Raw genomic sequence first — 25,274 nt, forward strand, 5'->3', positions numbered from 1 at the left:
GAAGCTACCGGGTCAGATTTTCGGTCGCGCTTCGATCAGATGGCGGGTGTAGGCATTGTCGGACCGACCGAAGATGAAGTCGGATGAACCGTAATCCTCGATCCTGCCGTTGCGCATCACGCAGACCTCGTCGCAAATGTCCTGGACCACGGCGAGATCGTGGGAAATAAAGATCATCGAGAGGCGGTTTTCCGACACCGTCTCCTTCAGCAACGACAGGATTTCCGCCTGAACGGAAACATCGAGGGCCGAGGTCGGTTCGTCGGCGATGACGATTTTCGGCCGGGCCAGCAGCGCGCGCGCTATGCACACGCGCTGCTTCTGGCCGCCGGAAAGCTGGTGCGGAAAGCGGTCAAGATGGATCTGCAGCAGGCCCAGCCTTTCGATCGTCTCGATGACGCGGGCGTGGACCCGCTCATGGCGGGTATCGTCCGCGGATCGTGCGGTTTCCCTCGCGCATTCGATCAAAGCCTGTGCCACGGTCAACCGCGGGTTCAGCGAGGAAGACGGATCCTGGAAGATCATCTGAACCCTGCCGAGCAAGCTTCCCGCCCTGCCCTGACGGCTTATGTCATATATCTTGTCGTCAAGTTCGACCCTGTCCGCCCTGCCGGTCTCAAGACCGGCCAGGATGCGGCCGATCGTCGATTTGCCGCTTCCGCTCTCGCCCACAATGCCGAGAACCCCGGCGCGGGGCAATCGGAGCCCAATATCCCGCAGCGCGAATCCGGGTTTTGCGGTGTTGAACATGTCGAGGATGCTCGTGCCGCCGAATGTCTTCGACAGGTTTTCGACGACGAGTATCGCTTTGCGATCGGCCCCCTTTTTGGGAGGGGTATCGGCCGGCGCGGAGCGCAGCTTCGGCACCGCCGCCAGGAGCTTGCGCGTGTAATCGCTCTGCGGCGTCTCCAGCAGCGAACCGGTCGGGCCCTGTTCGATGACCTCGCCGTCCTTCATGACGACCACCCGGTCGGCGATCTCAGCAATGACACCCATGTCATGGGTGATGAGGAGAATGGAAAGGCCGTTATCCACGACCAGCCCCTTCAGAACCCGCAGGATCTGCTTCTGGACCGTGGCATCGAGCGCCGATGTCGGCTCATCGGCAACGATGATGCACGGAGACCCGGCCAATGCCGTGGCGATGACCACACGCTGTCGCTGGCCGCCCGAGAGCTGATGCGGATAGCTGCCGTAACGCCGTAAGGGATCCGAAATGCCGACCCGATCGAGAAGTTCGATGGCCCGCGCACGCACGCCGGCACGGGAAAGCTCGGGCGCCAGCGTGGAGATCGTCTCAGCAAGCTGAGCCCCGACCGTCATCAGCGGATCGAGCGAGGAGGTGTGATCCTGAAAGATGCTGGCGATGGCCCTGCCCCTGAGCGCGCGCCTTGCCTCGTCGGCGGCGGTATCAAGCACGGTTCCGTTCATCCGGATAGAGCCCCCGGCCTGGGCTATGCCGGGTGCCAACAGGCCGATCACGGCGTTTCCGATCGACGATTTTCCCGCTCCCGATTCACCGATGATGCCCAGTACCTCGCCCCGTTTCAAGGAGAAGCTGACATTGCGGACGATCTGTGTGGAACCTGCTTCTCCCCTGTAGGTCAGCGACAGGTCGCAAACGTCCAGCAAAGGCGTCTTGTCTTTGTCAGCCGTCATAGCGATCTGCTCCTCGGATCCCATAGCCGGCGGATATCCTCGCCGGCGAAATTGATGGCGGCGATCAGTGTGAATAGGGCAAAGCCCGGAAACAGGCTGATCCAATACTGGCCGGTCAGAAGATACTGGAAGCCGTTAGCCACCGTGGAGCCGAGCGAAGGCTGGTCCATCGGGACGCCGAGCCCGAGAAAAGACAATGTGGCCTCCAGCGCCACCGCGTGACCGATCTCGATCGGCAGCAGCGTGATGGCCGGTGCGATGCTGTTTGGCAAAAGATGGCGCAGGATGATCCGTCCGTGCGACAACGGCATGGTGCGCGCCGCGTCGACATAAGGCTTGCCCGCCTCGCTCAGCGCCACGCTGCGGACCACCCGCGCATAGGTGGCCCATTGCACGATGATCAATGCCAGGATGATCCGATCGACGCCGGGCCCCAGGATCACGATCGCGATCAGCGCCACGAGCATGGTGGGCAGACTGAGCTGCAGGTCGACCACCCGCATGATCACCGCATCGACCCATCCGCCGAAATAGGCCCCGATGACGCCAAGCGTCAGACCCACTGCTGCTGCCACCACGGCACTGACGATGGAAACCACAAGGCTGATGCGCAGCCCGAAAAGGATGCAGCTTGCGATATCGCGCCCGAGCCCATCCGTGCCGAGCAGGTAACGGTAACCGTTGCCGCTCATTGTGCCTGGCGGGGAGGACGCCTCCCAGCCGATGATCTGGAGCAGGTCATAGGGGTTCTGCGGCGCCAGGAAAGGTGCTGTCAGCGCGGCCGTCACGAACAGCGCAAGGATCGCATTGGGCAGCGTCACGGCACGCCGGACGCGGCGCGGCGGGAATGTCATGGTATTAATGATCTTCATCTCCGCTCCTTCATCAGGCTGAAATACGGATGCGTGGATCGAGCACGGCATAGAGCAGGTCGACGATGGCGTTGAGGATGACGAAGGTAAGCGCGACCAAGGTCAGCGTCGCCACCACGACGGGCCGGTCGAGAAGCTGGATCGAATCGATCAGCAGCTTGCCGATGCCCGGCCAGGCGAAAATGCTCTCCACGACCACCGCAAATGCCAGCATTCCTCCAAACTGCAGGCCGACAATGGTAATGATCGGCAGGCTGATATTGGGCAGTGTATGCCGGAGCAGGATGCGCTGGTCGGACAGACCCTTGGCGAGGCAGAAACGGACAAAATCCGCTCTTTGCACCTCGACCGTGCCGGCACGCGCCAGCCGGGCGATCAACGCGATGTTGGGAATAGCAAGCGCAAGCGCCGGCAGAACCAGGTGCCTCAGCCCATCGGCGGTGAGGAAGCTCCAGTCCCATCCGAGGATCGTGGCGGTACTGCCCCGGCCCCCCGAGGGAAACCAGCCGGTCGTGACCGCACCGAGGAGCACCAGCATCATGCTCAGCCAGAATGACGGTACGCTCAAGGCATAAACGGTCGCCGTAACGATGACGCGATCGATGAGGCTCCCCGGCCGCGTCCCTGCGATCAATCCCAGCCCAGTCCCCGTCGCCGCAGCGGCAACCATCGCGAACGCGGCCAGTTCGAAAGTGGCGGACAGCTTGCTGAGGACCAGATCGAAGGCTGGCTGATGGTAGATGTAAGATGTTCCGAAACTGCCGGTGGCAAGGTTCTCGATGAAAACGAAATACTGGCGCCAGAGCGGCTGGTCCAGACCCAGGAGTTCGGTCGCCCGTCTGATATCGTCCGGCGTCGCCGTGTCGATATTGACGATGTTGTAGACCGGATTGCCGACACTGTGGATGCCGACGAACCCGAGCAAGGACATGACCGCGAGCAGCAGGAAGGCGTGGTAGAACCTTACCGCGATGAATTTCAACAACGCCATGGCTCAGTTCGCAGCCGGCGTTGCCTGCATGGCAGTGGTCCAGCCGCGCGGATGCATGAGATAGCCGCTCACCCGCGGGCCGTAGCTGGAGATGTGATGGAAGTGATAGAGCGGAATGATCGGCTCGTCGCGCATCACGAAATCCGTCAGGTCCGCCAGCGCCTTGTCGCGCTGTGGCCCGGCATCCACCGTACGGGCCTTGTCGAGCATGTCGTCATAGGCCGCATTGCTGTACTGGCCGAAATTGAGCGCTCCGGCGCCGGTCGCGGCGTCGGGTGACTTCAGCACGGCTTCCATGCAAACATCCACCGCCTCGCCGGAACATCCTCCATACCAGATGCTGTATTCGCCGGCGGCGCGCTTGGTATCGAACACGGAAAACGGAACCCCGACGGGCTGTGCGGTAACGCCGATACGCGCCCAGCTCTGCGCGACGGCCTGCAGCGATTCGCCGTCGCCGGGATAACGGCCGGCCGGCCCGTTAAGCACCACCTTGAAACCGTTCGGGAAGCCTGCTTCCGCAAGCAGCGCTTTCGCCTCTTCGTAGCGTGCCGTCTGCGGCGTCAGGTTCGCGGATGTGCCCGCCAGCCCGTTGGGGAAGAATTGAGCAGCCGCCGTGCCGTATCCGTAAAGAATCTTGTCGACTATGACGCTTCGATCAACTGCCATGGCAAGAGCCTTGCGAACCCGCGCATCACGGAAAGGGTTGGGGATGGCGCGATCCGATTTGTCGGTTACACCCGGGACCGTTTCCTCGCCGAGTTCGAACTGGAAGAAGTTCAGTCGCGCGGCGGGCACGCTTTCGACCTTGGCTCCCCTTCTTTTTAGCGTCTCGACATCCCGCGCGGGCACGAAGTCCGCGATATCGACGTCACCGGCGACAAGAGCCGCGACCCGGGCAGCCGGGCTCTCGACGATCCGGAAGGCAACCTCCGACCAGGCAGGACGAGTGCCCCAATAGTCGTCGTTGCGGGTCAGGTTGAGGGTTTCTCCGGAGCGCCACGCCTTAAACTTGTAAGGTCCGGTGCCAACAAGGGCGGAGCCCGCATTGAGCGCCTCGGTCGTCGCGAAACCCTGCGAACCGCGCGGCATGATGAAGATCGCCGATAGCGCGAGCGGCAATGTCGGCTGACTGCCGACTGTCTCGACAACCACGGTAGACGGATCAGCGGCCGAGACCGAGGCTATGCCCTTGGTATAGGCTTGGAACCCGCCGCTCGGCGGTTTCAGGAAACTTCGGATGCGTTCGATCGTGGAAACGACGTCATCGGCGGTGAAAGCCGAGCCGTCGTGAAAGCGCACATCATCGCGAAGCTTGAATTCCCATCGGGTATCGGAAACCCGGGTCCAGGATGTGGCGAGCCCGGGCTGCAGGTTGAGCTTTTCGTCCTGATAGACGAGACGCTCGAAGACGTGGGAAAGCAGCGAGGAGTTTTCGTTGAGGGTTGAGAAATGCGGGTCGAGCGTCATCAGCTTGTATGATGTTGCAATCCGCAAGTCTTGCGCGGAGGCAGGAGCTGCATCCACGGTGAACAGTGTAATTAATACCGAAGCGACCGAAAGGCTGCCGGCGCTAAAACGCGTCGTGAATTTCATCCCAATTCCCCATTTATTACCGCCGTTCATGTGAAACATGAGCCGGAGCCGCTTCCTTGTGAAAGCCAAGAAATTCTGATCTCAAAATCCATAATTCCGGCCAGGCCGTCAATTTATTAAGTTTTTTCGCCACCCTATTAGTTCAGCTGATATCCTTTCGGTCAGACGTATGATGAGGAGAACAACAGTTGGACAAGCCGAAGGATGAAAGCGGCATCGGGCTCAGGCGCGCCGAGATTTTCCGGGAGATCATACGCTCGGGTTCGACGCGGCGCGCATCCAAAGCATTGAAAATCACTCAGTCAGCGGTCAGCCAGCAGCTTAAGCTGTTCGAGGAACTGGTTGGAGAAAAGCTGTTCGTCAGGGATCGGCGGGGCCTCATTCCGACCACACGCGCTATCGAAATCTACAACAGGATCGACCGCTATTTCGAAACGCTCGGGCATATCGAACGGGAGATTCTCGGCTCCTTCACCCTGGCTCAAAACAGCTTAACCATCTCCGCTCCACATTTCGTCTGCCTGTCCATGCTCCCCAGGCTAGTCGCCGAGTTGAAGCAGACCCATCCATCCCTGGAATTTTACATCAGAGCTCAAAGTTACGATCAGATCGCTCAGCATGTTCTGACGGGCGAAGCGGATGTCGGAATCTCGCGCCTGCCACTCGATGAGCGTTTCTTCGAATGGCAGACGATATCAATCAGCAAAACAATCTGCCTGATGCGGGCAGGACATCCGCTTGCGAGCAAGGATTTGATCACGGCCGAGGATATCGCCACCGAAAGTCTGATCACTCTCGATCGCGAGTTCTCATCCAATCTTCTGGGCTTGAATGCCTTTGCCCACAAAGGTCGCAATCCGGCAGTCAGGGTGCGTACGGATGCGATCGGCTTTGCCGCCGCCTTCACTGCCCATGGTGCGGGCATAACCCTGATGAACGAATTCATCGCGAGACAATGCGGCATGTTCGATCTCAAGATCGTTCCACTCCACCCCACCATCACCTATGAACATGTGGTGTTCTGGCGCCGAGGCAGCGACAAGGTGATGCGGCAAACCGACTTGATCGATGCGGTCGTGGAATATGCGAGAAAACAGGCCTCAGCCTAGACGCTGCTGAGAAGCAAGCTGGCCTCACTGTTGGATACACCGTCAATCATCCTGACTTCGCGTAGAACGCGATCGAAATCGAACAAGGTGGCGGCGCGTATATTCGCGATCAGATAGCGATGCGTCTCGTACATCGGGTTGGCTTGGAGGCTGTTGATTGTCGGAAAACGGCATTTCGAAGTGTTAGAAGCGGGACAACAGCAGACGGAAAAGTGGGTGAAACCCTGCTGAAAATCGACAGTCAGCCCGCATCCGGCTGGCAATCGAACTCCAGCACCAGAGCGACTGTCTAGCGCAGGTTTCTGACGAGGCTTCGGACCGTTCGTGTCCTAGCCGTCGAGACCCCATAGTTCCGGGTTCCGTTTAAAATACTCAGTCAGCATTTCGGTGAGCACCCGCACTTTCCGCGTGGGATGCTGACCCGGCGGGCGGACGACATACGTGGCCCCCGGAGGGACTGGATAGCGTATCATGATCGGGACCAATGCGCCGGAGGTCACATATGCATATGTGATGCAATCGGGGAGCCAGGCGATGCCGAGACCTGCTGCCGCCGCGGCGGCAAGCGCCGTGGCGCTATCGGCCTTGAACCTGCCCTGCGGCTGAACCGTGACGATCTTGTCGCCATCCATGAACTGCCAGGCTTCCGTTCCCTGCATGAGGGCCTGATGGATGACAAGTTCGTCCGGTCTCTCGGGTGACCCATGCGCTTTGATGTAATCCGGGCTGGCGACAAGCTTTCCATGGATCGGCCCGACACGCTTCGCGATCAGGTTTGAGTCCTGAAGGTAGGCACCCCGGATCGCGCAATCAAAACCCTCCGCAATGAGATCGACAAAACGATCGCTGTAGGAGGTATGAATGTGAAGCTGCGGGTGCTGGCGCGCCATTTCCGCCAGCACGGGCGCGAAGTGGGTTGGGCCGAACGTAAGCGGCATGGCAACCCTGAGGCGGCCGCGAAGGTCGCCGGTCGGGAGGATCGTTTCCCTGGCCGTGTCGATCTCGGCGCTGGCCCGGGCCGCATGATCCCTGAACGTGACCCCCGCTTCCGTGAGTGCGGCGCCACGGGTCGTTCGTGCAAGCAACTGAACGCCAAGCTCCGCCTCGACCCGAAACAGCCGTCGACTGACGATTGACTTGGAAACGCCAAGCCGGCGCGCGGCGGCCGATACGCCCCCGGCATCGGCCACTGCGACGAACGTCCGTAGATCTTCGATGTCCATTCCGGCGTTCCTCATTTCGCGACACAGCTCGTCCAACTATGGCACTATCGCACCACCGAAAGGAACAGCAAATTGCATCCAGGCAACGCCGCCTGCGGGCGCATGTCTCCTGTGAACCCATTGCCGTTCATAGCGGCAGAGAAAGGAAGTCTTGATGACCCTTCGCAACGGCCTCGATTCGCTTCTTCGTCCCGAAGATTCAGTCCTCGTTCTGATCGACCACCAGCCTTATCAGCTCGCGAACTTGAACAGCCACGATCCGCAAGCTGTGGTCAACAACACGACCGCGCTGGCGAAGCTGGCAAAAGCCTTCAATGTTCCGACCATTCTTACCAGCGTGATCGCGGCCCGCGGTGGACTTCTCTTTAAGCAGATCACCGACGTATTCCCCGACCAGGAAGTCATCGATCGCACCTGGGTAAACACATGGCAGGACGAGAATGTGGTGAACGTCGTCAAGGCGACCGGCCGCAAGCAGCTGATCATCGCCGGCCTGTGGACCGAGGTCTGCGTCGCAATGCCTGTGATCCAGGCCGCCGGCGAAGGCTGGGACGTGACCGTGATCACCGACGCGTCGGGCGGGATTTCGAAAGAGTCTCACGAAGTTGCCATCCAGCGAATGATCGCGGCCGGCGCGAACGTGATGACCGTGATGGCGCTCACTGGCGAGTGGCAACGCGATTGGGCGCGCACCGAACATGTCGAGGAACTGACCGAAATTCTCATCCAACACTTCGGCGGCAGCGGCATCGCATATCTTTGGGAGCAGCAGCTTCTCAACACGCCAGTAGCTGGCTGATCCCGGCCGGCATGGCGCATTTCGGTGAGGGTCGGAATCGATCCGTTTCCCGGCCCTCGCCGTAGTCACCCCACAGCGAAACCTTCTGCCGACGCAAACCGAATTTCGGACGGCACTGGCCGGGAACCGTGTCCATGAAGACGTGATCCAGAACCGGTGTCGTGGGATCCTGACAGTGAACGCTTATGTGCTGAACACCGACCTTCTTGAGCACGTCCCGATATCGATGAATCGATTGTGATGTGGCGCCCTGGCTGATTTTTGCTTCAACATCCGCTTTGACGGAAGTTGGTCATGGCCAGAGCACTGCGAAGATTTGCGGTTGCGTGTCTTGAAACCTGCGGGTGAAGGGGCATCGGCCCGGCAGGCGGCATCCCGATTTGGCGTTGGAATATCGAGCGCGATCCGCTGGATCGCCCGGTAAACTACTTGCTCTTCGGAATGGCCGGTATGGGGCGGTAAACCGGCCTGTCTACTTCCAGTCGCAAAGTAGTTGGTATCCGTCGCGTCGATCTTATGTTCCGATGTCTTCAATCGGCCTTTGTGGGTATTGACGGCGACGAAGAGAGCGCATTTGGTCCCGCAGCATAGGAATTCGCACGCCTCTGCAATATTAGGACTTCGACGAAGTGGCGGACGAAAGCCGCTGATGCTTTTTTTTTCCTTCAGGACAGCGACCGTCTGGGGAATTTGAGAAAACTCATCGGGCAGTATCCGAAACGCGGTATCGCTCAGGGCCAGGACCTCGAGGGATTGCCTCAATCCTGCGGCCGCATCGCAATCACCGGCCTTCAGTTTTTCCACCGCTGCCGACGGGGAGTCGGCATAGACGATCGTCGCTTGCTTCACTTGGCGCTCGATCTCTTTTGTATAAGCGGCGCCCCGAGCAGCTGCTATCCTCCGGCCGAACACATCCACATCCGCTACAAAGCAGGCATCAGACATCGCCGGGACCAAGTAGGTGGCCGTCACAAACGCATAGGGTGGGGAAAATGCAAACCGGTCCGTTCTGGAGGGGTCCGCCGCGATGAGGGCAATGTCCCATTCGTTCCGGTCCGCCGACGCCAGGATTGCTGCCGCCGATTGGTATTTTACCACCGAAAGCGGGCAGCCGATTTCCGCCGCCAAGGCATTCGCCAGATCGACGCTCGGCCCGGCCGGCGCCCCCGTGCGTTCATCGGTACGGACAAGGGCGGCATTGCTGCCGTTCACCGCCGCCCGTATAATCCCGGTCGGTGCAAGTTCGACGATAACATTGTCTGGAGCCGCCATTCGTCAAGCCCGATCCACAAACCTGCCTGACAAGGCTTCCGCACCGCGTGCCAGCACCGCGACATCGACACCGACCGCCGTGAACAGCGTTCCCAGTTCCATGCAGCGCGCCGCGAATTTCTCGTCCGGCGTGAGAATTCCGGCCGGCTTACCAAGTTGGTTCAGCAGAACGATGGCCTTCTCAATGGCCTCAACCACTTCCGGGTGGCCGGGCTGCCCGGGATAACCGAAACTGGCAGCCAGGTCCGCCGGACCGATGAAGACGCCATCCACGCCCTCGACCGAAGCGATGGCTTCGATATGATCCAGCGCTTCGCGCGTTTCCACCTGGATGAGAACGCAGAGTTCGTGCGCTGCCTGCTGCGCATAATTCTTCACCCTGCCGAAGCGCGTGGCGCGCGTCAGCGCCGAAACGCCCCTGATGCCTTCAGGCGGATATCGGGTTGCGTCCACCGCTGCTTTTGCCTCAGCCGCGTTCTGGACATAGGGAATGAGCAGCGTCTGAACGCCGATATCGAGAAAGCGCTTGATCAGAACCGGATCGTTGGCCGCGGGCCGAACGACAGGCGCGACGTCATAGGCTGCCACGGCCTGCAACTGCGGCAAAACCGTCAGCACATCGCTGGGAGAATGCTCGGTGTCGAACAGCAGCCAGTCGAAACCGGCCGGCGCGACGATTTCCGCCGCATAGCTTCCCGGAAGTCCGCACCAGAGACCGATCTGACTTTGCCGGGCGCGCAGCTTCGCTTTGAACTTGTTGACTGGAACATCCATCTGCCACCTCACAGGAAAGAAACGCCGATGGACCCGACAGGGCCGTAGTCGGCCTGTATGACATCGCCCGCAGCGATATCGACGGGTCTCGTGAACGAGCCGGCAAGAACGATCTGTCCTTTTTTCAAGCCACCGCCAACGGCATGCAGCTTGTTGACGAGCCAGGCGATGCCGGCCGCCGGATGCCCCATGATCGCCGCCGAAACACCCGACTCCTCAATAATGCCGTTCTTCGACAGGGTCGCCCCCACCCAGCGGATATCGATATCCATGGGGCGAATGACACGCCCCCCGACCACGATGGCTCCGAACGCGGCATTGTCTGCAATCGTATCGGTGATTGCCCGCGGCACCTCTGTCCGATAGTCGATGATCTCGAGTGCGGGCACGACGAATTCGGTCGCGCGCATCACGTCGTAGATCCGGGTGCCCGTGCCAGAGAGATCCTCGCCCATTATGAATGCCAGCTCGACTTCAAGCCGCGGCTTTATGAAGAGCTCCGCCTTGATCTGCGCTCCGTCGTTGTAGAGCGCGTCATCCAGAATCACGCCGTAGTCGGGCTCCGTCATCTTGGACGCCATCTGCATCGCACGGGACGTGAGGCCGATCTTGTGGCCGACGATCCGCGCGCCACGGGAAATGCGCGACTGCGCCCAGAGCGCCTGGATACGATAGGCGTCCTCCAGATCCAGATCCGGATAGGTCTTGCTGGGTTGCACGATCGGCTTACGCTCGGTCTCGGCTTTCAATATGGCGTCTGCCGCCGTCTGACGTTGCTCTTCGGTAATCATGAACTGGCTCCGGACGTGATGTTACTTGATGGGCGCGCGCGGCAGGACGGCCTCGCCGGGCTCCATGACATAGGTGTAGTCGAGCGAAAACCACGCCCCCTCGATGTCGCGGTCGGTCGGATGCGGCTCGTCGTGGCGGACAAAATCGCCCGTGAGTGCGGCGGTTACGCCGAACTGCACATCCGATGCAATATGAGGATCGCTGGGATCGAAGACTTGTGAAATCAGTGTCTTGTAGCCCTGTCTGAAGATCAGGGCGTGCAGATGGGCCGGCCGGTAGGGATGACGGCCCTGAGCCTTGAGCAGGCGCCCGACGACACCGTCGACCGGGATTGGATAGCCGACCATCTTCACGGTGCGGAACCAGAAGCGCCCGTCCGCATCGGTCAGGAACTTGCCACGCAAATTCATATCCGCCTGGTCCGGGTCCTGGTTTTCGTAAAGACCGACAGGCGACGCGTGCCAGACATCCACCTCGGCGCCGGCAATCGGCTTGCCCTCCCGGTCGACGACCCGGGCATGCACGAAAAGCGGCGTACCGGGCGTATCGGAGCGAATGATCGTTCCGCCGTTCTCGACCCTTGGAGAATTCAGGCGCCAGAACGGGCCGAGAAGTGACTGGGATGTCTCGGTCTGGCCCTTGTCACCGTTGTTGAGCAGACAGACGAGCGAAGAAACCCCCAGCGAGCCGGACATCAGCACGAACTCGTTGTGACTGTCGGTCTGAAGTTGCCCGATTTCGTTCAGGATGGCGGTAGCCTCCCGAAATTCCGCCTCCGTCAGCCGCACTTCGCGCACGAAGGCATGAAGATGCTTCACAAGGGCCACAAGGATTTCGCGCGCCCTCGGGTCCGACGTCTGCTGCATGGCCGCGACCACGGCGGACGTTACATCGCGTTCAGTTTTAATGACCATATGCCACCTCCCGATAGCCGACCGATACAGCGATAATCGATTATTTGTCAAGCGAGTGGGGCGACACAGCCACTTTCATCTCACGGCCGAGAGAAATGGACCATGTCAAGTCGCTGATTTAATTCGATTTATATAAATAATCGGGAGAACATCGGCCAAAGTGACCCGAAAATTTTCCTGACAGTTGACACTAATAATCGTTTATTCTATCCATCATCGACGACGGACGATTTCTGTTCGGGAGGATTGAATGAAGCAGCAGGTCGGCGCCCCTAGCCCAGCCGAGATCGGCAGTTTTTCCGACGACGGGAAAAACACGATCGGCAGCCAGTTGGCGTCCCGCCTGCGGGAAGCGATCATCTCGGGCAGCCTGGAAGCCGGCAGCAAGATCAACCTCGACAAGGAACGGCAGGCGTTCAATGTCAGCCTGAGCCCGCTGCGTGAAGGGCTGGCGCGCCTCATTTCCGACGGATTGGTGGAATTCGAGGACAACCGCGGCTATCGGGTTTCTCCCGTGTCGCTGGCGAATCTCGAGGAAATAACCGTCCTTCGCGAGGAGTTCGAGGTTTTCGCGCTCAAGGAATCCATTCGGGTCGGCGACGTGGAATGGGAGGGCAACGTCATGCGCGCCCTTCATAAGCTGAACCGCGCCGAGCGCGATGCGAGCAAGCCGGAAACGCTGGAGCACTGGGAAGCGGTCCACCGCGACTTCCACCTCACCCTTATTTCAGGCTGCGGCAAGCCGCTTCTTCTTCATTTCTGCAAGACATTGCTCAATCTCAACGACCGCTACCGCAGGACATTTCTTAAGGAGACGTCCGGGGACAGGAATGTGAGCCAGGAGCATAGCGAGATTGCGCAAGGCGCGGTCGCCCGCGACAGCGATTACGCGGCCGACAAGCTGCGCCAGCATATCCATCGCACGGGTACCAATCTTCTGGCCCACCTCGCCCGGACCGGAGCGGTACGATGACGGACGCCCGGCAGATGCAGGAAAGCCCGCTCGGCGTCGCGCATTTCTCCGCGATCCGGTTGCCGCCGCAGGATTTCGTGCGGCAGGCGGCTACAGCCGGGTTCAGCTCGGTTGGGCTCCGGCTCCATCCGGCCTTTGCCGGCGCGCCTTACTACGAGCTGCCGCAGGGTAGCCGCGCCGCGTCGGAGTTCCGATCACTCCTCGACAGCGAAGGCATGAAGGTTTTCGATATCGAGTTCTTCATTGTCGGCCCGGATTTCCAGGCGGCCGCCATCGAACACATCGTTGCGGCGGCAGCCGATATCGGCGCCCAACGGCTGTCCGCCTGTGGTGACGATGCGGATCGTGGCCGTCTCGTCGACAATTTCGACGTCTTCTGTCAGCTCGCCGGGCGGCACGGCATGGCTGTCGATATCGAAAATATGGGCTGGCGCGCCGTCAGCAGCTACAGCGACAGCGCCGCACTCGTGCATGCCTGCGGACAGGACAATGCCGGCGCTTTGGTGGATGCCATTCACTTCTTTCGCAACGGCGGGGACGTCGATGCGATCGATTTCGATATCGTGCGGCATGTTCAGCTTTGCGACGTGATCGGCCCACCGCCGAAGAGCGCCGAAGACATGATGAACGAGGCGCGGACCGGGAGATTGGCGCCGGGCGATGGAATACTCGCGCTCAAAGACCTGGTTGCGAAGCTTGCCGGCAAGGCCGCGATTTCGGTGGAAGTGCCGCTGGTCGGTGACACACCGGCATCGGTACATCTGCGAAATCTCAATCTCAAAACCCGGGAAATTCTACGAGCAGAGACTTAGACAGTCTTGATCTGGCGCGGTGGAGGCTGCGCCCGGAGGAGGAAGACCTTTTCATGAATTACCAGTTCGACTTCGGTGCGGTCTTCGAGCGCGCCCCCGAATTGCTGTGGGCTACGCTCGGAACGTTCGGGCTTGCCTTTGCCGGCATGGCGCTTGCGCTGGTAATCGGCGTGCTGGGCGTCATCGGCCGGACATCGCCGAACAAGATCGTGCGTGCGCCCGTCATCGCGTTCGTCGAGATCGTGCGCAACACGCCTTTTCTGGTGCAGATCTTCTATATCTATTTCGCTTCGCCGCTGATGGGCATCCGCCTCAATCCGACGGCAACCGCCATCATTGCCCTCGGCATCAATGGCGGCGCCTACGCGATCGAAATCATCCGCGGCGGTGTCGAAAGCATCAGCAAGGGTCAGGTCGAAGCCGGTTACGCCCTGGGCCTTCACAAGTCTGACGTCTTCCGGCTCATCGTTCTGAAACCGGCTCTGCGCGCGATCTATCCGTCTCTCACCAGCCAGTTCATCATGCTGACGCTGACGACCTCCGTCTGCACATCGATCGCGGCCTATGAACTGACGTCCGCGGCGCAGAGGATCGAATCCGACACCTTCAGAAGCTTCGAAGTCTATTTCCTCGTGACCGGGATCTACCTCGTCATTTCCACCGTGATGATGGGCATCTTCGCTCTCATTTCCCGCCGCTACTTCAGCTACCCGACACGATAGAGGTTTGGCCATGGGACCTATCGGAGCAAACGAATTCCTGTTCATCCTGCAAGGGCTTAAATGGACGGCCCTGCTTGCGATCATCGGCTTCATCGGTGGCGGCGTCTTCGGCATTCTGATTGCGTTGACCCGCGTTTCCACGAGCGCCGCGGCGCGCGCTGCCGCCGCGGCCTATATCGGGCTCTTCCAGGGCACACCGCTGCTGATGCAGCTGTTCGTGGTCTACTACGGCGTCGCACTGCTTGGCATCAATGTGAGCGCCTGGCTCGCGGTGGCGATCGCCTTCACCCTGCATGCCAGTGCATTCCTTGGCGAAATCTGGCGCGGTTCGATCCAGGCTGTGCCGAAGGGACAGACCGAGGCCGCCAACGCGCTCGGGCTTCACTACGTGTCGCGGATGAAGGATGTCGTCCTGCCGCAGGCCCTGAAGATTTCCATGCCGGCAACCATCGGTTTCCTCGTGCAGCTGATCAAGGGCACGTCGCTTGCGGCAATCGTCGGCTTCATCGAACTCGCGCGCGCCGGGCAGATCATCTCGAACCAGACGTACCGCCCGCTGCTCGTCTTCGGCATCGTCGGCGCGATCTACTTCATCATTTGCTGGCCGCTCTCCCATTTCGGAACGGCTCTCGAAAAACGGATGGCCAAGGCCGCCCGCTGACCCTTCAAACGACAATTCAAAGAGGAGGAAGTGACATGCAATACAATCGCAGAACATTCATGGGCGTGGTGCTCGCAACGACGGCCTTGGTCCTGGGCGGCACGACCGCGGCATCCGCGGCCAGCCTTGAAGAGGTGAAGGCCAAGGGCACGATCGTCGTGGGCATCCAGGGCGACAATGCACCCTGGGGCTTCGTGAACTCGAGCGGCACCCAGGACGGCTTCGATGCCGACGTGGCAACGCTCTTTGCCAAGGAGATCGGTGTCCAGGTTCAGTTCCAGCCGCTCGCCGTGGCAAACCGTATCCCCGCCTTGACCACCGGCAAAGTCGATATCCTTTTCGCCACGATGGCGATGACGGAAGAGCGCGCCAAGTCGATCCAGTACAGCAAGCCGTATGCCGCCAATACGATCGCCCTCTATGCCGCCAAGGCGGACAAGGTTGCGACCGTCGAAGACGTGGCAGGCTGGGAAATCGGCGTGCCGAAGTCGAGCTCGCAGGACAAGGCCGTCACCGATGCCGTCGGCTCAACGGCCACGGTCCGCCGCTTCGACGATGACGCGGCCACGATCCAGGCGCTGATTTCGGGCCAGGTGAAGGCTGTCGGCGGCAACCAGTTCTACGGTCAGCGGCTCGAAGCCGCGGCTGCCGGCACTTACGAACGCAAGATCGATTTCCTGACGACCTATAACGGTGTCGGGACGCGACTGGGCGAAAAGGACTGGAACGACGCCGTCAACGCCTTTGTCGACAAGATCAAGGCAAACGGCGAACTGGCCGCCATTACCCAGAAATGGATGGGGATCGAACTTCCGCAATTCCCGGACTCCATTCCCAACATCCCCTTCACCGTGAACTGACATATCAAGGAGGGCGTCGTGATAGCTTCCGACAACACTCAATCGATGCTGATTTCCCTTGAGAAAGTGGAGAAGTGGTACGGCGCCTTTCATGCTTTGAAGGACATCAATCTGACGGTCCGCAAAGGCGAGAAGATCGTTCTTTGCGGGCCGTCCGGTTCCGGTAAATCGACGTTGATCCGCTGCATCAATGTGCTGGAGACTATCGAAAGTGGGCAGATAACCGTCGCAGGCCGCGTGCTCGACGGCAGCAGCAAGGCCGTGGATGCCATCCGCCGGGAAGTCGGCATGGTTTTCCAGAACTTCAATCTCTTCCCGCACATGACCGTCCTGCAAAATTGCTCCCTGGCGCCCATGCGCGTCCGGGGCGTGGGTCGCACCGAGGCCGAGATGCTGGCGCGAAAATATCTCGAACGCGTCCGCATCCTCGATCAGGCGGACAAATATCCGGCGCAGCTTTCCGGTGGCCAGCAGCAGCGCGTCGCTATTGCGCGTGCGCTTTGCCTTGAGCCGAAAATCATGCTGTTCGACGAGCCGACATCGGCGCTCGACCCTGAAATGGTCAAGGAAGTCCTCGACACGATGATTTCACTGGCGCGTGACGGCATGACGATGATCTGCGTCACCCACGAGATGGGTTTTGCACGCCAGGTTGCCGACCGCGTCATCTTCATGGCTTCCGGCGAGATTATCGAGGAAGCCGAACCGGACGTCTTTTTCACGTCGCCGAAACACGAGCGCACCAAGACCTTCCTCGGCGAAATTCTCGCCCATCACTGAACACACAGACAAGGACTTGAAGCATGAGCGACAGGCGTTACCTGGTCGGCCTCATCGGCGCGGATATTCAGATGTCGAAGTCGCCGGCCCTTCACGAAGCCGAAAGCCGCCATCACGGTCTGGACTATCGCTACGAGCTGCTCGACCTGACGGAGCGCGGCCTGCCCGTATCTGCCCTTCCCGGTCTTCTCGATGAGGAGGAGCAAAGGGGCTTTGCCGGCAGCAACATAACCCATCCCTGCAAGCAGACGGTGATCCCTCATCTCACGCGGCTGTCGGAAGATGCCGAAATGCTCGGTGCCGTGAATACGGTCGTGTTCCAGAACGGCGAGCGGGTCGGTCACAACACCGACTGGTATGGATTTTACAAGAATTTCGAGCGGGGTCTGCCGGACGTCGCCAAATCCCGTGCGGTGCTGCTCGGCGCAGGCGGGGCTGGCGTGGCGGTGGCGCATGCGGCGATCAAGCTGGGAATAGAGCGCCTGTCGATCTTCGACCAGGACAGCGACCGCGCCGAACGTCTGGCGTCGCAGTTGAAGGACCGGTTTGGCTGGTCGTGCGCGGGTACGACGACCGATGTCGGCACGGCGCTGGGGTCCGCCGACGGATTGATCCACGCCACGCCAACCGGAATGAAGAGCCATCCCGGCCTCCCGATCGAGCCGCAATGGCTTGAGCAGCGTCATTGGGTGGCGGACATTGTCTATATGCCGCTGGAAACCGAGCTGCTCGCTCTAGCGAAGAGCAAGGGCTGCCGTACCCTGCCGGGCAGCGGCATGACCGTCTTTCAGGCTGCGGCCGCATTCCAGCTCTTCACGGGCATCTCGCCCGATACGGACCGCATGTCCCGCCATTTCGATGATTTAAGCACGCGCTGAAAGGCCGAAATCGATGCCTCACGTCATTATCGAATACAGCCGAGGTGCCGGTGAACGCGTGGCAATCGAAGCCTTGACCACGGCGGTCCATCGCTGCATCCGCGATGGCGGCCTCGTGAAGCCCAAAGCTGTGCGCACGTTTGCCCGCGAGGCGACATTTTCCTGTGTGGCGGATGAACATCCGCAGAACCACTTCATCCAGATCATCATACGCATGGCGCCTGGCCGAACGCTGGAAACCAGGCAGCAGCTCCTGCGGGCAACGTTGCAAGCTGCCCGTGCCGCCGCAGCGCCCGCTCTCGACGAGGGCCGTCTCGGCCTTCGCGTCGACCTCTATGAATCCGACCCCGCACTCGCGGTTCAGGAAAGTACGCTTGACTGAACCGCAGCCTTTAGAATGAGAGGAGAACCTCGTGAGCCTGATCTATGTCCTGAACGGTCCAAACCTCAACCTGCTCGGCAAACGCCAGCCCCACATCTACGGTCATGAGACGCTCGCCGACGTCGAGGCGGACTGCCGCAAGCTGGCAGCAGAACTCGGCCACGATATCCGTTTCCATCAAAGCAACAGGGAATACGAGATCATCGACTGGATTCATGAAGCGCGCGAGAACGGCACCGGCATCGTCATCAATCCGGCAGCGTTCACCCATACGTCGCTCGCCATTCTTGATGCCTTGAACACGTTCGAAGGCCCGGTCATCGAAATTCACATCTCCAATGTCCACAAACGCGAGAGCTTCCGGCATCACTCCTTCGTGTCGCATCGGGCCGATGGCGTGATCTGCGGGCTCGGCACCGAAGGCTATCAACTCGGTATCCGCCGGGTTGCAACGTTGATCAAGTCCGCAGAGAAGAAGTGAGTTCGCAATGACGGCCCCTCTGAAACTGGCCGTGCTCGGAGCCGGCCTCATCGGCAAACGACACATCGAGCACGTCGCGCGCGAACCGGATGCGGTGCTCAGTGCTGTGGTGGACCCCACGCCCGCCGGTGAGGCGATAGCCAAGAATGCCGGCGTGCAATGGTTCGCCAGCTTTGCCGACATGATCGCCGTCGATCGGCCTGACGGCATCATCGTGGCGACCCCCAACCAGGTCCATGTGAAGAACGGCCTCGAAGCCATCGAGGCTCGCATTCCTGCCCTGATCGAAAAACCGATTGCCGACGACATCGCTTTCGGCGAGCGGCTGATCGCGGCGGCCGAAGCGAAGGGGGTGCCTCTGCTGACCGGCCACCATCGCCGGCACAATCCGATGATGCGGAAAGCCAAGGAAATCATTGACAGCGGCCGGCTTGGACAGGTGCTGGTCGTCAATGCGATGTTCTGGCTTTTCAAGCCGGACGACTATTTCGATATCGACTGGCGCCGTCAGGCGGGGGCGGGACCGGTCTTCCTGAACCTCATTCATGATATCGACAATCTTCGGTATCTGTTCGGCAATATCGCTGCCGTGCAGGCGCGGGAATCCAATGCAGTTCGTGGAAACGCGGTCGAGGAGACGGCCGTGATCCTGATCGAATTCGAGAACGGTGTTCTTGCAACCGCATCCGTCTCCGATGCCGTCGTGGCACCCTGGAGCTGGGAGATGACGACCGGGGAAAACCCGGTTTATCCGAAAGCGGACGAAGCCTGCTATGTCATTGGTGGCACGCACGGTTCCCTTGCCATCCCGTCGCTTGAAATCTGGCGCAATCCCGCGAAGCGCAGTTGGTGGGAGCCATTTGAGAAAGAGCAGGCCGATTACGTGCCGCAGGATCCCCTTGCCCTGCAGATCACACAGTTCTGCAGGGTCATCAGGGGTGAGGAACAGCCGCTTGTCAGTGGCTTCGAGGGCCTGCAAACGCTTAAGGTCATCGATGCTGTAAAAAGATCGGCGAGGTCTGGAGAGCGCATCCTATTGAACTGAAGCCAAATCAACCGAAATAGCCGACGGAACGGCTCTCGTTGCAACCAAAGTGTTGATGGCAGATTGTCTATGAACGAGGGAAGGCATGATGGAATGACAAGGGAGTATTGCGTTGCAAGGGAGTTGCCCCTGATGTCCATCATGTTGGCGGAGTTCTCGTAGTAGTCCGCGGCAGGGAAAGCCTGCCACATGGCGAAGGGGAACAGCTCATGTCAGCGGCGAGGAAAGTCCCCCCAACCAAGGCGCACCCGAGCGCTACCGGTCCCCGCATGCCGCCGGAAGCCTGGGAAAACGCAGGAAATTCGGCCAGAAAGCCTATCTGCCCACAGGTCTCCTGGAGTAGGTCTGGTTCAGACTGAACCAGACCTACTCCAGTGTCTTTTGTTTTGTTTGTCTTTCGGGAAAACCGGTTCCCACTTTTCCCTGACAAACTCCAGCCCGTGAAGTTGCGCTGGCGCAAAGAAGTAGGGACCAAAGTGTGACATTCCCTTAAACATGGTCATCTTGCATCCTTCGCCGAAACTCTCGATCTTAAGGCGGACGCCTGCGCTGAGAATGATAGCGTTGCCTGAAGAGGCCAAAACGCGTTGGCTTCAGTGCCGAGAGCCCTGCAATGGTTTAGGAAACAAAAAAATGAAAATCCCACATAACATCATTCTCGCCCTCATGCTTTTGGCAGCCACACCGGGCTTTGCCAACGATATCCGCCGCGAGGCCGTTCACTTCAATGCCGGCTCCTCGGGATCAACTATCAATTCCCACCTGAAGGGCTATCAGAGCGTCCAATATACACTCGCCCTGACGGCCGGTCAGAAACTGAGTGCGCAACTCGACTCCCGCAATTCCAGCCTATACTTCAACATCACCGCTCCTGGCGCTGACGCCGCTCTGTACAACAGCTCCATTGACGGCAATGGTACGAGTATAACAATTCCTTCAAGCGGAAAATACACGATCAGCGTGTATCTAATGCGGAATGCCGCTCGACGTGGAGATACTGCGGAATATACTTTGACACTCTACGCTGAATAGTGTGTCGCTTCTTAAAAATCTCGACCACGATGGATTTCGTTTATTAAATAGTCGGTCGCTTCCATCATCTGCGACCGGCTAGAGTATGTCTGGTTCAGACTGAACCAGACATACTCTAGTTTCTTTTGTTTTCGTTTGTCTTTTCGGGAAAACCGGTTCCCACTTTTCCCTGACAAACTCTAGTTGTTGCATAGGCTTCCCACCCCTTCAAGGAGATTTCAAAACGTCGTCACGCCATGGGCGCTGGCGACAGCCCTTTGCAGGTCGCCGATCGCATCGTTCGAGGCCGCGGGAAGCTCCTTGCCCTCCAGCTCGCGTGGCATCTTCCAACCGGGCTCGACGCCTTCCATGCTCGGCAGCTCATGCGCAATGCCCTTGTGGCAGTCGATACAGGTTGCCTTGCCGGGCAAGAGGTACTTCGAATGGATGTCGGCGGCGCGCTGGGTTTGTTTGGTGAAGTCCATCGCGACGGCGGAATGGCAGTTGCGGCATTCCAGGCTGTCGTTTGCCTTCAGGCGCGCCCATTCATGCTTCGCAAGCTCCAGCCGGTGGTTCAGGAATTTTTCACGCGTGTTGATCGTGCCGAAGATTTTCCCCCAGACCTCCTTGGAAGCCTGCATCTTGCGGGCGATCTTGTCGGTCCATTCGTGCGGCACATGACAATCCGGGCAGGAGGCACGCACGCCGGAGCGGTTGGTGAAATGCACCGTTCTCGTCAGCTCCTGGTAGACGTTGTCCTTCATCTCGTGACAGGAGGTGCAGAACTTCTCCGTATTGGTCAGTTCCAGCGCCGTGTTGAAGGCACCCCAGAACATCACGCCGCCGACGAAGCCGCCGAGCGTCAGGAAGGCGAGGCTGAGCGTCGCCGCTGGCGTCGTCAGAAGGGTCCAGATCCAGAGGAGGATTGCCTTGATGCGCGCCATCATCACTCACTTCCCGCACCGGTAACGCCCAGTTCGCTCATGTCCTTGAACGTATTGCCGACGAGCGGCTTCTTGTCTGCCTGCGGCACATGGCAGGCGGTGCAGAAATAGCGCCGCGGCGAGACGTCGGCGAGCATCTGCCCCTTGCGTGTCATGTAGTGGGTGACGCTGATCATCGGCGCGCCGGCATCCTGCGAGAACTCGCGTTTATGACAGGACAGGCACCGGTTGGCATTGACCGACAGCTGGTAACCGTCGATGGAATGCGGAATGATTGGCGGCTGCTCGGGATAGGCGCGCATGCGCCTGATGTCGTCGACGATCCACTTCGGCAGCGGATCGGCCGGCACTTCCTGCATCTTGTCTCCATCAGGGCCGGAGAGCTGCGGCACCATCTGCGCCATGGCGCTGGTGGCGATCACGGCGACGCTGAGCGCAGCCAGCACCCATCCTCTGGGGAGGGTTATGCGACGGGTACGATCTTGACTGCGCATTTCTTGTAATCCGTCTGTTTCGAGATGGGATCGGTGGCGTCGAGCGTGACCTTGTTGATGAGCTGGCTGGCATCGAACCACGGCACGAAGATCACGCCTGAAGGCATGCGGTTTCGGCCGCGCGTCTCGACGCGCGAACGGATTTCGCCGCGCCGCGAGATGATACGGATTTCCGAGCCCTGGTTGAGGCCGCGCTTACGCGCATCGTCGGCATTCATGAAGCAGCGCGCGCCGGGAAATGCCTTGAAAAGTTCGGGCACACGCATCGTCATCGAACCGGAATGCCAGTGCTCGAGCACGCGCCCGGTGACGAGCCAGGTATCGAACTCGGCGTCCGGCGATTCCGCTGGCGGCTCGTAGGGCACGGCGATGATCGCCGCCCTGCCGTCCGCGTTGCCGTAGAATTTCACCCCTTCGCCGGACTTCACATAGGGATCGTAGCCCTCGCGGTAGCGCCATAGCGTTTCCTTGCCGTCGACGACCGGCCAGCGCAGGCCGCGCACCTCGTGATAGGTGTCGTAGGGCGCAAGGTCATGGCCATGGCCGCGGCCGAAGGCGGCATATTCCTCGAACAGGCCCTTCTGGATGTAGAAGCCGAAATGCTGGGCCTCGTTGTTGGCGTGCTCGGGCTTGACCTCGCTGATCGGAAACTTCGCGACGTCGCTGTCGGCATAGAGTACCTGATAGAGCGTCTTTCCCTTGTAGTCGGGGTTCGCAGCCAGGATTTCCGCCGGCCAGACCTCGTCAGTCGTGAAGCGCTTGGAGAATTCCACCAGCTGCCAGAGGTCGGAGCGCGCCTCGCCCGGCGCCTGCACCAGCTGATGCCAGACATGGGTGCGCCGTTCCGCATTGCCGTAAGCACCCTCCTTCTCCACCCACATGGCGGCGGGCAGGACGAGATCGGCGCTCATCGCCGTGATCGTCGGATAGGCATCCGAGACGACGATGAAATTTTCCGGATTGCGATAGCCCTGATAGGTCTCGTTCGAGGTGTTCGGGCCGGCCTGGACGTTGTTGTTGACCTGCACCCAGTAGAAATTCAGCTTGCCGTCCTTGAGCATGCGGTCCTGCTGGACGGCATGATAGCCGGGTTTTTCCGGGATGATACCGTGCGGGATCCGCCAGATCTCTTCCGCATGTTTGCGGTGCTCAGGATTGGTCACCGTCATATCGGCCGGCAGGCGGTGAGCAAAAGTGCCAACCTCGCGCGCCGTGCCGCAGGCTGACGGCTGGCCGGTCAGCGAGAACGGGCTGTTGCCCGGTTCGGAGATTTTGCCGGTCAGAAGGTGCAGGTTGTAGACCATCTGGTTGGCCCAGACGCCGCGCACATGCTGGTTGAAGCCCATAGTCCAGAGCGACATGACCTTGCGGTTCGGATCGGCATAGAGCTCGGCGAGTTGCTTGAGGAAGCCGGCCTCGACGCCGGTCATCTCGACCGTCTTTTCCAGCGTGTATTCGGCGACGAAAGCCTTGAACGCCTCGTAGTCGATCGCCTCGGTCTTGGCCGGATCGGCGGCGTTGGCGGCATTGACCTCGACCGGATTGTCGGGCCGCAGCCCATAGCCGATATCCGTGACGCCGCGCACGAAGTTCGTGTGGTTCTTCACGAAATCCTCGTTCACCCGGCCGGTCTGGATGATGTGGTTGGCGATGTAGTTGAGGATGACGAGGTCGGTGCCCGGCTTGAACACCATCGGGATGTCGGCAAGGTCCATGCTGCGATGGGTGAAGGTGGAGAGCACCGCGACCCGCACATGGTCGTGGCCGAGTCGCCGGTCGGCGATGCGGGTCCACAGGATCGGGTGCATCTCCGCCATGTTGGAGCCCCACAGCACGAAGGCGTCGGCGTGCTCGAAATCGTCGTAGCAGCCCATCGGCTCGTCCATGCCGAAAGTTCGCATGAAGGCGTAAGCCGCGGAGGCCATGCAGTGGCGGGCGTTCGGATCGAGATTGTTGGAGCGGAAACCGGCGCGCATCAGCTTGGTCGCGGCATAGCCTTCGAAGATCGTCCATTGGCCGGAACCGAACATGCCGACGGCCGTCGGCCCCTTCTCCTTCAGCACTTTCTTGCACTGCTCGGCCATCACGTCGAAGGCCTCTTCCCAGGTGACGGGCTCGAAATCGCCATCCTTGGCGTAGACACCGTTTCGCTTGCGCAGCAGCGGCGCCGTCAGGCGGTCCGCGCCATACATGATCTTCGACAGGAAGTAGCCCTTGATGCAGTTGAGGCCGCGATTGACCTCGGCCTGCATGTCGCCATGCGTGGCGACGACCTTGCCCTCCTTGACGCCCACCATCACGCCGCAGCCGGTGCCGCAGAACCGGCAGGGCGCCTTGTCCCATTTGATCTCCAGCGCGCTCACCCCGCCCGGAACCGGCTGGGCGGCAGCAGGCAGCGCGATGCCCGCCGCCGCCGCCGCAACGCCCGCCGCCTGGGCCTTCAGGATGTCACGCCGCGTCAGTTCGCTGCCCATGCACCTCGTCCTCTTCCAATTCGACATGTTCGAAAACCATGTTCGCCGCGATCACGCCGTCGAGAACTGAGATGCGCATCAGCGTATCCCCGAGCACACCGGTGTTCGGCCCCTCGATGACGACGACGATCTTGCCCTTGTCGCAAGCGTGCACCTCGACATTGGCAAGGCCGGCAAGGACGTCGAGCACACCCTCGGCGTAGCCGGGCCTGACGGCGATCACGGCGCTTGAAATGTGATAGCGGCGCGCATCAAGCATAAGTCGCCTCCACGTTGCGTGGTGCAGTGGCAACCGCGCCGACCGGACAGACGGATATGCAGGCGCCGCAGCCGGTACAGGCCTCGGCCATGAGTTCCGGCACAAAGGGACCGCCACGCACCGGGCGAAAGCGGATCGCCTCCGCCGGACAGGCATCACGGCAGGCCTGGCAGTCGACACCCCGGAACGGCAGGCAGGACGACGCTATGGCGACGACATGATCGAAGCGGCCGGCGGCGCCATCGGCGAACACCGGCTCGGGACAGTTTTGCGCACAGGCGCCGCAGAAGGTGCACTCCGCCGCGGCAAAATCGAGCGCGGGCAGGCCATCGACAAGACCGATGACACCGGTCGGACAGTGCTCCGCACATTGCCCGCATCCCGTGCAGGCGGCAAGACCGACGCCCCCGATACCGGGCGGGCGAATACGATCGACCGCGCTGCACCTGCCGCCGCTCAGGAAACTCCGTCTGGAAAGTGCCTGCTGCGTCATGGCT

General features: G+C 60.4%; 26 protein-coding genes and 2 pseudogenes. 13 read left to right on the forward strand and 15 right to left on the reverse strand.

All coding sequences use genetic code 11. The features are described 5' to 3' along the window. Positions 1-12 precede the first annotated feature (12 nt). The 4 genes from VGN93_RS26275 to VGN93_RS26290 are packed head-to-tail and all read right to left on the reverse strand — an operon-like array spanning position 13 to position 5,118. On the reverse strand, positions 13-1,659 hold the full coding sequence (locus tag VGN93_RS26275; protein ID WP_327510036.1) for an ABC transporter ATP-binding protein: 1,647 nt from the start codon (positions 1,657-1,659) through the stop codon (positions 13-15). After that, complete coding sequence (locus VGN93_RS26280; protein WP_414714176.1) at positions 1,656-2,531, reverse strand: ABC transporter permease; 876 nt, start codon at positions 2,529-2,531, stop codon at positions 1,656-1,658. Before VGN93_RS26280 ends, VGN93_RS26275 begins: the two co-directional genes overlap by 4 nt. Positions 2,532-2,544: 13 nt before the next feature. Continuing rightward, positions 2,545-3,522, reverse strand: coding sequence for an ABC transporter permease (locus VGN93_RS26285; protein WP_327509914.1), 978 nt, complete (start codon positions 3,520-3,522; stop codon positions 2,545-2,547). Positions 3,523-3,525: 3 nt separating this feature from the next. Beyond that, positions 3,526-5,118, reverse strand: a complete 1,593-nt coding sequence (locus tag VGN93_RS26290; RefSeq protein ID WP_327509915.1) for an ABC transporter substrate-binding protein — start codon at positions 5,116-5,118, stop codon at positions 3,526-3,528. Positions 5,119-5,306: 188 nt separating this feature from the next. Between VGN93_RS26290 and VGN93_RS26295 the strand changes: the two genes are divergently transcribed. Further along, on the forward strand, positions 5,307-6,227 hold the full coding sequence (locus VGN93_RS26295; RefSeq protein ID WP_327509916.1) for a LysR family transcriptional regulator: 921 nt from the start codon (positions 5,307-5,309) through the stop codon (positions 6,225-6,227). Here the strand turns inward: VGN93_RS26295 and VGN93_RS26300 are convergent. Further along, a pseudogene (locus tag VGN93_RS26300) lies at positions 6,224-6,340 on the reverse strand (Lrp/AsnC family transcriptional regulator); the annotation flags it as partial. The gene VGN93_RS26295 and the pseudogene VGN93_RS26300 overlap by 4 nt on opposite strands. A gap of 216 nt (positions 6,341-6,556) precedes the next feature. After that, positions 6,557-7,450 (reverse strand): LysR family transcriptional regulator, encoded by an 894-nt coding sequence (locus VGN93_RS26305; protein WP_327509917.1) that lies wholly within the window; start codon positions 7,448-7,450, stop codon positions 6,557-6,559. Positions 7,451-7,604: 154 nt separating this feature from the next. Between VGN93_RS26305 and VGN93_RS26310 the strand changes: the two genes are divergently transcribed. Continuing rightward, positions 7,605-8,249 carry a hydrolase gene (locus tag VGN93_RS26310; protein ID WP_327509918.1) on the forward strand — a complete coding sequence of 215 codons (645 nt, stop codon included), beginning with the start codon at positions 7,605-7,607 and terminating at the stop codon, positions 8,247-8,249. Between the two features lie 804 nt (positions 8,250-9,053). On the opposite strand, the pseudogene VGN93_RS26320 reads toward VGN93_RS26310, so the two are convergent. From VGN93_RS26320 to VGN93_RS26335, 4 genes and pseudogenes are all read right to left on the reverse strand, one after another. Then, positions 9,054-9,521, reverse strand: a pseudogene (locus VGN93_RS26320) (transporter substrate-binding domain-containing protein); the annotation flags it as partial. Positions 9,522-9,524: 3 nt separating this feature from the next. Beyond that, complete coding sequence (gene hpaI, locus VGN93_RS26325) at positions 9,525-10,295, reverse strand: 4-hydroxy-2-oxoheptanedioate aldolase (RefSeq protein WP_327509919.1); 771 nt, start codon at positions 10,293-10,295, stop codon at positions 9,525-9,527. An 8-nt stretch (positions 10,296-10,303) separates the two neighbouring features. Then, positions 10,304-11,086, reverse strand: coding sequence for a 2-oxo-hept-4-ene-1,7-dioate hydratase (gene hpaH / locus VGN93_RS26330; RefSeq protein WP_327509920.1), 783 nt, complete (start codon positions 11,084-11,086; stop codon positions 10,304-10,306). A gap of 21 nt (positions 11,087-11,107) precedes the next feature. Beyond that, positions 11,108-12,001 carry an intradiol ring-cleavage dioxygenase gene (locus VGN93_RS26335; protein WP_327509921.1) on the reverse strand — a complete coding sequence of 298 codons (894 nt, stop codon included), beginning with the start codon at positions 11,999-12,001 and terminating at the stop codon, positions 11,108-11,110. Between the two features lie 250 nt (positions 12,002-12,251). On the opposite strand from VGN93_RS26335, the gene VGN93_RS26340 reads away from it, so the two are divergent. The 11 genes from VGN93_RS26340 to VGN93_RS26390 all read left to right on the forward strand — a co-directional run bounded on the left by VGN93_RS26340 (position 12,252) and on the right by VGN93_RS26390 (position 20,627). Continuing rightward, a complete protein-coding gene (locus VGN93_RS26340) occupies positions 12,252-12,974 on the forward strand; it encodes a GntR family transcriptional regulator (protein WP_327509922.1) in 723 nt (240 codons plus the stop codon). Then, on the forward strand, positions 12,971-13,786 hold the full coding sequence (locus VGN93_RS26345) for a sugar phosphate isomerase/epimerase (protein ID WP_327509923.1): 816 nt from the start codon (positions 12,971-12,973) through the stop codon (positions 13,784-13,786). The genes VGN93_RS26340 and VGN93_RS26345 overlap by 4 nt, the downstream gene beginning before the upstream one ends. Before the next feature lie 53 nt (positions 13,787-13,839). After that, a complete protein-coding gene (locus VGN93_RS26350) occupies positions 13,840-14,508 on the forward strand; it encodes an amino acid ABC transporter permease (protein WP_327509924.1) in 669 nt (222 codons plus the stop codon). A gap of 10 nt (positions 14,509-14,518) precedes the next feature. After that, entirely contained in the window at positions 14,519-15,169 is a 651-nt protein-coding gene (locus VGN93_RS26355) for an amino acid ABC transporter permease (protein WP_327509925.1), read from the forward strand. A gap of 35 nt (positions 15,170-15,204) precedes the next feature. Next, a complete protein-coding gene (locus VGN93_RS26360) occupies positions 15,205-16,029 on the forward strand; it encodes a transporter substrate-binding domain-containing protein (RefSeq protein WP_327509926.1) in 825 nt (274 codons plus the stop codon). Between the two features lie 45 nt (positions 16,030-16,074). Continuing rightward, on the forward strand, positions 16,075-16,809 hold the full coding sequence (locus VGN93_RS26365; RefSeq protein WP_327510038.1) for an amino acid ABC transporter ATP-binding protein: 735 nt from the start codon (positions 16,075-16,077) through the stop codon (positions 16,807-16,809). A 23-nt stretch (positions 16,810-16,832) separates the two neighbouring features. Further along, positions 16,833-17,687 carry a shikimate dehydrogenase gene (locus VGN93_RS26370; protein WP_327509927.1) on the forward strand — a complete coding sequence of 285 codons (855 nt, stop codon included), beginning with the start codon at positions 16,833-16,835 and terminating at the stop codon, positions 17,685-17,687. 13 nt (positions 17,688-17,700) lie between these two features. Beyond that, positions 17,701-18,069, forward strand: a complete 369-nt coding sequence (locus tag VGN93_RS26375) for a 5-carboxymethyl-2-hydroxymuconate isomerase (protein ID WP_327509928.1) — start codon at positions 17,701-17,703, stop codon at positions 18,067-18,069. Positions 18,070-18,100: 31 nt separating this feature from the next. Beyond that, entirely contained in the window at positions 18,101-18,550 is a 450-nt protein-coding gene (aroQ, locus tag VGN93_RS26380; protein ID WP_327509929.1) for a type II 3-dehydroquinate dehydratase, read from the forward strand. A 7-nt stretch (positions 18,551-18,557) separates the two neighbouring features. After that, a complete protein-coding gene (locus VGN93_RS26385) occupies positions 18,558-19,595 on the forward strand; it encodes a Gfo/Idh/MocA family oxidoreductase (protein ID WP_327509930.1) in 1,038 nt (345 codons plus the stop codon). A gap of 633 nt (positions 19,596-20,228) precedes the next feature. Further along, positions 20,229-20,627, forward strand: coding sequence for a hypothetical protein (locus VGN93_RS26390; protein WP_327509931.1), 399 nt, complete (start codon positions 20,229-20,231; stop codon positions 20,625-20,627). Positions 20,628-20,845: 218 nt separating this feature from the next. Here the strand turns inward: VGN93_RS26390 and VGN93_RS26395 are convergent, their stop codons facing one another. Genes VGN93_RS26395 through VGN93_RS26415 form a run of 5 tightly spaced genes read right to left on the reverse strand, consistent with a single transcriptional unit; the run spans position 20,846 to position 25,270 of the window. Next, the gene (locus VGN93_RS26395) at positions 20,846-21,550 is read right to left on the reverse strand and encodes a cytochrome c3 family protein (RefSeq protein WP_327510039.1); all 705 of its coding nucleotides are present in this window, start codon (positions 21,548-21,550) and stop codon (positions 20,846-20,848) included. Positions 21,551-21,552: 2 nt separating this feature from the next. Next, positions 21,553-22,044, reverse strand: a complete 492-nt coding sequence (locus VGN93_RS26400; protein ID WP_327509932.1) for a nitrate reductase cytochrome c-type subunit — start codon at positions 22,042-22,044, stop codon at positions 21,553-21,555. After that, positions 22,014-24,518: a periplasmic nitrate reductase subunit alpha gene (gene napA, locus VGN93_RS26405; RefSeq protein ID WP_327509933.1), complete on the reverse strand. Its 2,505-nt coding sequence runs from the start codon at positions 24,516-24,518 to the stop codon at positions 22,014-22,016. Before napA ends, VGN93_RS26400 begins: the two co-directional genes overlap by 31 nt. Continuing rightward, positions 24,493-24,777 (reverse strand): chaperone NapD, encoded by a 285-nt coding sequence (locus VGN93_RS26410; protein WP_327509934.1) that lies wholly within the window; start codon positions 24,775-24,777, stop codon positions 24,493-24,495. The genes napA and VGN93_RS26410 overlap by 26 nt, the downstream gene beginning before the upstream one ends. Next, the gene (locus tag VGN93_RS26415) at positions 24,770-25,270 is read right to left on the reverse strand and encodes a ferredoxin-type protein NapF (RefSeq protein WP_327509935.1); all 501 of its coding nucleotides are present in this window, start codon (positions 25,268-25,270) and stop codon (positions 24,770-24,772) included. The genes VGN93_RS26410 and VGN93_RS26415 overlap by 8 nt, the downstream gene beginning before the upstream one ends. Positions 25,271-25,274 lie beyond the last annotated feature (4 nt).

The organism is Shinella sp., assembly GCF_035998705.1.
Classification (GTDB): Bacteria; Pseudomonadota; Alphaproteobacteria; order Rhizobiales; family Rhizobiaceae; genus Shinella.